Origin of the sequence: Anaerovirgula multivorans (genome assembly GCF_900188145.1) — a bacterium.
GTDB classification, from domain to species: Bacteria; Bacillota; Clostridia; order Peptostreptococcales; family Natronincolaceae; genus Anaerovirgula; species Anaerovirgula multivorans.
This window is the reverse complement of the sequence record NZ_FZOJ01000005.1, coordinates 250,162-258,634: the sequence shown is the minus strand read 5'-3', so window position 1 is coordinate 258,634 and position 8,473 is coordinate 250,162. Positions and strand designations below refer to the sequence as shown.

Genomic DNA, 8,473 nt, shown 5'->3' with positions numbered 1-8,473 from the left:
GAAACAAGCCAAGCAGAAGTATTTACCACTTTATTCTCATCTAGTTTGAATGATATACTTTTCATAGGTGAGATACCGCCTTTCGTAGGATTTTTGGGGGATAAAAAATACTTCTATGGGCGGGCTATTCTCACCTTTAGTTGTTTTTTGGTAATGCTACCATGGTAACTATTGGAAAGTGCTATGGTCTTGTTTGTACAAAATCTAGGTACTTAGATGTAAAAGAAAATATAATGTTATTTTTTGTATAGTACTAACAAGGCTTCTTGTGATTGGTAAAAAATGAAGATTAAACTTTTAGGTCCTGCCACTGACTACCTTATGAGTACATAAAAAACAACACTCTTCCCTTGACATTCTGCCCATATTTTCCCATTGTGCAAGTTGATTATTGCTTTAGCAATGGAAAGCCCAATACCAGAACCTCCAGTTTCAGAATTTCTTGCTTCATCGGTCCTATAAAATCTATCAAATACTTTGTTTAAATCTTCCTTTTTTATAGCTTCACCTTTATTTTCAATTGCTATCATTACTCCATTTTTTTCTTCTAAAACTTTAATATTAATTTTTCCGGGCTTTTCACTATATCGTATAGCATTAATAATAATATTTTCGAATACCCTTATCATTATTGTAGGATCTATATTTATCAATATTTCTTGTTGAGGCATATCAAATTGAATTTTTATATTGTTTTCAGTTGATATAGGCATCATTTCTTCTATAACTTGTCTTATTAATTCATTTAAAGAAACCTCAATAATGCTAAGCTTAATATCATAGGAGGTTAGCTTAGTATATTCAAAAAGATCATCAATAAGTCCTTCTAACCTATGGGCTTTATCATCGATAATATCTATATACCTGTCAATCTCATCTTTCCCTGTATAAATCCCTTTTAATAACTTTATAAAACCAATAATTGAGGTTAAAGGAGTTCTTAAATCATGGGACATGTTTACAATTAGTCTATTTTTGGCTGCTTCATTTTCCTGTTCTTTAGCCTTTAAATTCTGTAGCTCTTCTGCCATATAATTTATGTTTTCACCAAGCACCGTTAACTCGTCTGTTCCTTTTATAGGAACTCTGTAATCAAGCTTCCCCTTTGATACTTCTATAATTCCCTTAGAAAGAGTATCAATATATTTAATCCTTCCATAGCTTAATAGCAAAAACATAGGAATAAAAATTATTAATGCGAAAAATAAAGCCCTTGTATCATCTTGCTTTATTAAAGATGATGATAAAACTACATATGTTTCATTATCAATAGCTTCTACAATATAGTATACAATTTGATTATCTTGAAAATCTTTAGCATTTTGAATTAATAAAACCTCATCTATGTTCAATTGCAACTGATAGTTATATTTGGGCTTTAAAAGTATATATCCTTTTTTGTCTACAATAAAAACTTCAATCCTATTTCTATACTCGTCTATAATTCTTTTAAGCTCATCTGTATTATGAAAATTTCTTTTAATATCATCAATTATAACTGCAGACCTTGAATTGAAAATACTTATTTCCTTTGAATAATCGGTTCTTTGATTTCTCAAGATATTATTTATATATAATCCAGAAAAAACACTAAGAAAAAAGGATATAAAGAATATAAAAAGAAATTTAATTCGAATGCCTTTAACGTATTTATTTTTCAATCTTATATCCAACTCCCCATACTGTTTTTATATATTTTGAATTTTTAATGTTATCACCAAGCTTATCTCTAATGTTTTTTATATGGGTCATTATTGTTGAATCAGATTCAAAGAACTCTTCATTCCAAACACTTTCATATATATTTCTACTGCTAAAAACAATATCTCCATTCTCGGCTAATAATTTTAAAATATCGAATTCTTTACTTGTTAATTTTATTTCCTTTTCTGAAACATAAACTCTATGGGTTTCCGAATTAATTATTAAATCCTTTACCACTATTTCGTTTGATTTAGTGGAGATATTATTTTTTAGATATCTTCTTAGCTGTGCCTTAACCCTTACAACAAGCTCCATTGGATTGAAAGGCTTTGTTAAATAATCATCTGCTCCAGTAATAATCCCCAAAATTTTATCATTATCTTCTCTTTTAGCGGATAGCATGATTATTGGTACATCTAATATTTCTCTTATTTTGGTACAGACCTTTATACCGTCAATATCAGGGAGCATAATGTCAAGGATAATAAGATGGAATTTTTGTGATTTGGCTATTTCAATAGCTATAGACCCATTTTTTGCATTAATAACATGGTATCCCTCGCTTTTAAGATAGATTTCAATAAGCTCTCTAATATCCTTTTCATCATCAACGACTAAAATCTTCACATTTTCCATTACGAACCCCCTTCAAAAACCGTATTTCACAAAGCCTCTATATCTCTAATACAAAGAATATAAGATAATAGCAGTCATTATTAATGTTGATATAAAGCTATCTTTGGTTTTTATCTTATCTTTTCTTATAATAAAGCTAACAATAATTTGCATAATAAGAACCCCTATCAATAATAAAGATATTGGATTGACAGTGGTATCACCAATGTATAGACTTGAACTTAAAATTACGCTGATAAGACCCAAAGCAACCAGGAATAAAAATTTTATATGTTTTTTAATAACTGTAAGAAGCAAGGGCCTCTTTTCCTTTATTATAATATAATAATAAACCATAAAAAACAAAATAAACCAAACCATTAACCTGAAAAATAAATGCTGTATATAAGCAAAGATAATATTACTAAAGCTTATTACCAATTTTCCTGACTCTATTTTCTCTTCAAGTTGATTTTCCATAGTCTGTATTCTTTCTTGTGAGTTATTATACTGTAATATTTCAATAGTGGCTTTACTTATTTCTGGGATATCCTCAATTTCTGCTATATCATTAAACCATCCAATACTTTCTCTATAGGAAATAATTTCTTCGGCTTCTTTTTTAGATATACCCTTCAAAGTAATCAAGTCTTCCTTTTCACAGGTATTTATATTAAAAACGTAAAAGGGAAAATTTAAGCCCCCAAACTGATCCATAATGATACTAATATACTTACCTTCACTTACAACCCATATTTCTGGTGCAAACTCCTTGGAAAAAGCATAGCCTGTACTCTCCTTATATATATCTAGAATTCTATCTTTTTCATCAGGATATTCGATCATATATCCCTTCACAAATTCAATTAGTTCTGGAGTATTATCCTTATTTAAATATTTACTAAATACATTGAATATTTTAGAATATATTTCTATTAGGTCACCATCTCCGGTGGTTACTAAATTAATGAAAAAATTAGAGACCACAATTTCTGTTGATAAGCTTTGTTGAATATTTCTTTTTTGCTGCAAATTCTGCCCTAATCCCATATTTCTGTAGAGTATTGTTTTTTGTGTATTATTAAACTCAATTAAACTATTTTTATATTTACCATCTCCGTTTGAGCCAAGCTCATGTCTCTTTAAGTCTTCATGTGTTTGCAGCCAAAAAAGCACAGACATTCTATAGTAATCTAGTCTTAAGGGAAGTACAAAATCTCTTCTTCCTTTTTGCAATAGTTTAGGGATATTATTTTTCTTCTTTTCTAGGTCTTGATAAATCTCTTGTTTAAGTTCTTCATTTTCTTCAAAAATCCTTGAAATCACCTCAAAGTGCTCAGCAAAGCCTTCACTAAATGCAGTACTGTACTCTGTGATAATATTTGAATAATGCATATTTGTACTGTTTTGATGAATCTCATTATCTCTTACTGCTGTAATATTATGGATTACATGTCCCATTTCATGAGGAAATATTTGAGTTGTTGAATTTAGTTTACTATAATACCCGCTTAAGTCACTAGTAGATAGTTCAATATAGGGTGACTTTGTCTTATCATAATAAAATCCATCTTCTTTCAAATAAAAACCACTACGAGCATACCTTCCAGAATTCTCTTTAAAGGTTAAATATACTCTTTCATCTTTAAAATCTGAATATTTCTGAGCTTCTTGATATAATTCAACGGATTTTTTGATAAAGGAATTATTGTATATATTCCAAAATTCTTGACTATCAACATCACTCAGAAAAACTGGAAATCCATTCTTTGTTTCATTCGTGGGTGTAAGGATAGATATCGGGCATGATTCTTGAGCATAGGCACTACCTGAAGGAAAAAAAAGCATAGTACATAAAATAAATATTATTAATAGTTTTTTCATAGCACGCCATCCCCCTTTAAGGTTATTTGATATAATATTACTAAAGCTTTATCAACATATTTTGAAGGAAATATGAAGAATTTCTGAAGTTTTATTCTTTGTTTTTAACTACTTCTTTTGCGTGTAAAAAACCACCGTCAGCTCAGTTATGGTGAACCGTATCATAAATGACTGAGGTTTTTATTTAGAAGTGATTGGTGTCAATGAATATGACTTATTGCATAATAAAAGGATGTCTAAGAAGATATAATAGGGAACAAGATGGCCTCGATTTTTCAGGTCCACGTTATTTAGGTGTAACTTTTTCTAGAAGGTTACGTCTATAGGTGTGATAAAAAAATAAAAGAGGGGCGATGATTGTGAATTTTATTTAGGCTGTGGTCTGGCATGTAACGAAGCATAGAATTATTAGTGAAGCAATTCTTTTCTATTACAATTATAAAGTTCATAAAATGAATCTATTTTTCCCTTGCAACTGGCTTATGTAATCTGTGGATTGCCAGTGGTTGCAACGGCTTTCTTCAAAATAATATTCTCCACCTTTGACAAAACAGTAACGTCCACTCCTTACAGATAATCAAGATGGATACAGCTCAAACGGAAAGGGCTATATGGCTCATATCGACATTCGTCCGGAGTGGCTGACTTGTTTGATTACCCGAAAAGTGAGATGCGGATCGCTAACCCTTCATATGCGACAAAATAACAAGCGTGTCGGATAAGATTCACAGCGAATACGCAACCGTTTTGATATATAAATTCATTTCTATCGTTTTCTATAATTTCTTGGAGTACATTTAAAAAAACGTTTAAACATTTGTGAAAAATTACTGGGACTGTCAAAACCACATTGAATAGAAATTTCTGAAATACTACTGTTGGGAGTTTGCAAAAGCATAGTAGCGCCCTGCATCACCCGATATTTTATTAAGTACTGTATGGGAGAAATCTGTATTCCTCGCTGGAAACATCGATGACATTCGCGTTCTCCTATATCTGCCGATTTTGCAATCTGTGCCAATGTCAAGTCCTCTGAATAATGTTCATGTATAAAGTCCAGCATTTTTCGAATGCGGGTGCTGTCTTGATTAAGTTCGGTATCCCACTTTTTTATTTCTTGCTCATATTGCTGATACAGAGTGAAGCATATATGCGATAAATTCTCTCTGACTGTAAATTCATATCCCGTTGGTTCGAAAGCGATCGCTTCAAATGCACGAATAAAATCAGTTACTATCTGTTTTTCCCAATTAAAAGCAAGCGCTATGTGGCAACTGTCAAGAGCCACACAATTGATAAGGGGAGTGATATATTTCTGAGCGAATATAGATTTATCTTGACCCGTGATAAGAGTAGAGTGAAAAACCAAAGAATGAATTTCACAATGCATTTCTGCTGCTGCAAAATGCAATATATTTGAGTTAATAAAAATAGCTTCGCCTTGTTGTAAATGAAATGTCTTTCCTGGTACTTTCAATTTCAGTTGACCTGACAGCAAATATATAATCTCCATTTCCTCATGCCAATGCCATGGGATAATATCGTCAGTGCTCTCTGTATGTTGTGAACAATATCCAGCGCATGGAAAATCCAATGTACCATGTGGCTGAAGCTCCAGCCTATTTCTGTTAAGGTTTAGTCCACATTTTTGAAGTGCCATACTCGCACCTCCTCTCTTGTCGATATTCTTATATTATACGTCCACAATCGAATTGTATCAAGATTATTTAGACGGTATTATTATAATAAGAATAAACTGTAAGGAGAAAAAGATGGTTCAATTATTGCTTGTAATTATCTATATTACTTTTATCAGTCTGGGGTTGCCGGATTCTCTTTTAGGCGCTGCCTGGCCCAGCATGTATTCTGGACTTAAAGTGCCAATATCATATGCTGGAATCATATCTATGATTATTGCTGGGGGTACCATCATTTCCAGTCTACTAAGTGATCGATTAGTTCGGAAAATTGGGACAGGATGGATAACAGCTATTAGCGTGGGTATGACAGCAACAGCATTGTTTGGTTTTTCTATTTCTCGTACATATGTATTGCTATGTTTGTGGGCTATTCCCTATGGGTTAGGGGCAGGTTCGGTGGATGCCGTGTTGAATAACTTTGTTGTATTGCACTATAAAGCCAAGCATATGAGCTGGCTCCATTGCTTTTGGGGGATAGGTGCTACTCTTGGTCCCTACATTATGGGTGTAAGTTTAACAGGAAATCTAGGCTGGCATTATGGCTATCGCACGATTTCATTAATCCAGATTGCTTTAACTGCGATACTCCTTTTTTCTCTGCCAATGTGGAAAAAGAACCTTGACCAGATAGAAGATAAAAACAATTCCTCATCGCCTTTAAAATACAAACAGCTTATCCGACTCCCCGGTGCCAAGCAAACTTTAATTGCTTTGTTTTGCTACTGTTCTTTAGAACAGGTGACAGGGTTGTGGGGAAGCAGTTATATGGTTTTGAAAAAAGGTATTACTCCTGAGGCTGCCGCTTCATTCATTTCTTTGTTTTATTTAGGTATTACAGCAGGACGCTTTTTTAGTGGACTACTTACCTTAAAATTAAATACGAAAGGTATGATACGCTTAGGACAGGGACTGATAACACTTGGTGTAGCATTATTATTTGTTTCTATAACTCGTACAGCCATGCTTGCAGGACTGATATTGATTGGCCTTGGTTGCGCGCCAATCTATCCTAACTTATTGCATCAGACGCCGGAACGTTTTGGTAAAAATGCTTCTCAATCGATGATGGGCTTACAGATGGCGTGTGCCTACATTGGTAGCACCGTTTCCCCACCTTTGATTGGATTATTAACTGAAAAAATCAGTATAACAATTTACCCATTATTTCAGTTGGTGTTTACTGGAGCGATGATTTTACTGGTTGAATATTGTAACCGCAAATCTTATTCAGATAGGAGAGCAGTAAATGAATAATTCGATTGATTTACATATGCACAGTAGGTACAGTGATGACGGTGAATTCACGCCAACAGAGTTGGTAGAGAAATGTGTTGTAAGTGGTATTCAGACTATGTCTATTACAGATCATAATACTGTTCGGGCAAATGAAGAAGCACAAAAGGAAGCTAAGAAAAAGGGAATTCGTTATATCCCCGGCATAGAAATTGATTGCGTTTTCCAAAACACAAATTTTCATGTACTTGGCTATGGTATTGACTATCAGAATAATGATTTTGTTAGAATTGAAAAAAATATTGATGATCAAAGCTTTGATGTTTCTTTGAAAATGCTTGCGGAAACTCAAGCGTTAGGTTTTCACATAACAGAAAATGATATGTGGAAAGTTTCAAAGAATAATTTCTGGCAGGGAAGTTGGACAGGTGAGATGTTTGCCGAAGTATTACTGAATAAGCCTGAATACAATAATCATCCATTATTACGTCCTTATCGTTCAGGTGGTGTAAAAAGCAATAATTCCTATGTTAATTTTTATTGGGACTATTATTCACAGGGGAAACCTTGTTATGTTAAAATTGAGTACCCTTCTTTAGAAGACGTAGTAAATATCATTCACCGAAATGGCGGGAAAGCGGTCTTGGCGCATCCAAACGTAAACCTGAAAGATTATTACGATCTATTACATCCCCTTATATGTACAGGAATAGATGGAATAGAGGCTTTTAGCAGTTACCATACACCATCACAAGCTTTTCATTTTTTTAGAAAGGCTAAGGATTTTAAACTATTTGTTACTTGCGGAAGTGATTTTCACGGAAAAACAAAACCTGCCATTTCATTAGGACAACATGGGTGTTTAATTTCCGAGAATGAGTTAATAAGTAGTTTGAAAAAGTACTTTACCTTAGACATAGATAAATGACTGAATCATCGTTATAACGAAAATTAGAAGTTATTTCCTGGATCTAATTGTTGTAATTTTTGGTCGGAAACAAAATGTAAGCAAGGCATATCATGAGAAAGAACAGAAACAGACAGGGGGACAGGGACTTGTCCTGTAAATGAAATATGATATAATCTAGCATAGGTGGTAGGATATTCCAAGATAGGCACGAAAAAAGAGTAAAACAGGGATATATCATATAATTACAAGAGGAAATAATCGTAAAAACATATTTGAAGATGACGAGACTGTATCAAATTCATTAAAAGAATACTGGAAATTAAAGAAAAAAGTGGAATTAAGCTTTATGGATACTACTTAATGAGACATCGGAATCCGATGTAAGACAGGAATAGCAGATTCAGTAGCAGGATATAGATGAAATAGC

The 8,473-nt window shown here is 32.9% G+C and carries 6 protein-coding genes; 2 read left to right on the top strand and 4 right to left on the bottom strand.

The features are described from left to right. Window positions 1-314: 314 nt before the first annotated feature. The 4 genes from CHB72_RS07445 to CHB72_RS07430 form a co-directional block, all read right to left on the bottom strand. Complete coding sequence (locus CHB72_RS07445; protein WP_089282246.1) at window positions 315-1,661, bottom strand: sensor histidine kinase; 1,347 nt, start codon at window positions 1,659-1,661, stop codon at window positions 315-317. Further along, complete coding sequence (locus CHB72_RS07440) at window positions 1,651-2,340, bottom strand: response regulator transcription factor (protein WP_089282245.1); 690 nt, start codon at window positions 2,338-2,340, stop codon at window positions 1,651-1,653. Before CHB72_RS07440 ends, CHB72_RS07445 begins: the two co-directional genes overlap by 11 nt. Window positions 2,341-2,385: 45 nt before the next feature. Further along, a complete protein-coding gene (locus tag CHB72_RS07435) occupies window positions 2,386-4,203 on the bottom strand; it encodes a ComEA family DNA-binding protein (protein WP_089282244.1) in 1,818 nt (605 codons plus the stop codon). 766 nt (window positions 4,204-4,969) lie between these two features. Then, window positions 4,970-5,863: an AraC family transcriptional regulator gene (locus tag CHB72_RS07430; RefSeq protein ID WP_089282243.1), complete on the bottom strand. Its 894-nt coding sequence runs from the start codon at window positions 5,861-5,863 to the stop codon at window positions 4,970-4,972. A 112-nt stretch (window positions 5,864-5,975) separates the two neighbouring features. Between CHB72_RS07430 and CHB72_RS07425 the strand changes: the two genes are divergently transcribed. Further along, window positions 5,976-7,157, top strand: a complete 1,182-nt coding sequence (locus tag CHB72_RS07425) for an MFS transporter (RefSeq protein ID WP_089282242.1) — start codon at window positions 5,976-5,978, stop codon at window positions 7,155-7,157. Further along, entirely contained in the window at window positions 7,150-8,064 is a 915-nt protein-coding gene (locus tag CHB72_RS07420) for a PHP domain-containing protein (RefSeq protein ID WP_089282241.1), read from the top strand. Before CHB72_RS07425 ends, CHB72_RS07420 begins: the two co-directional genes overlap by 8 nt. Window positions 8,065-8,473 lie beyond the last annotated feature (409 nt).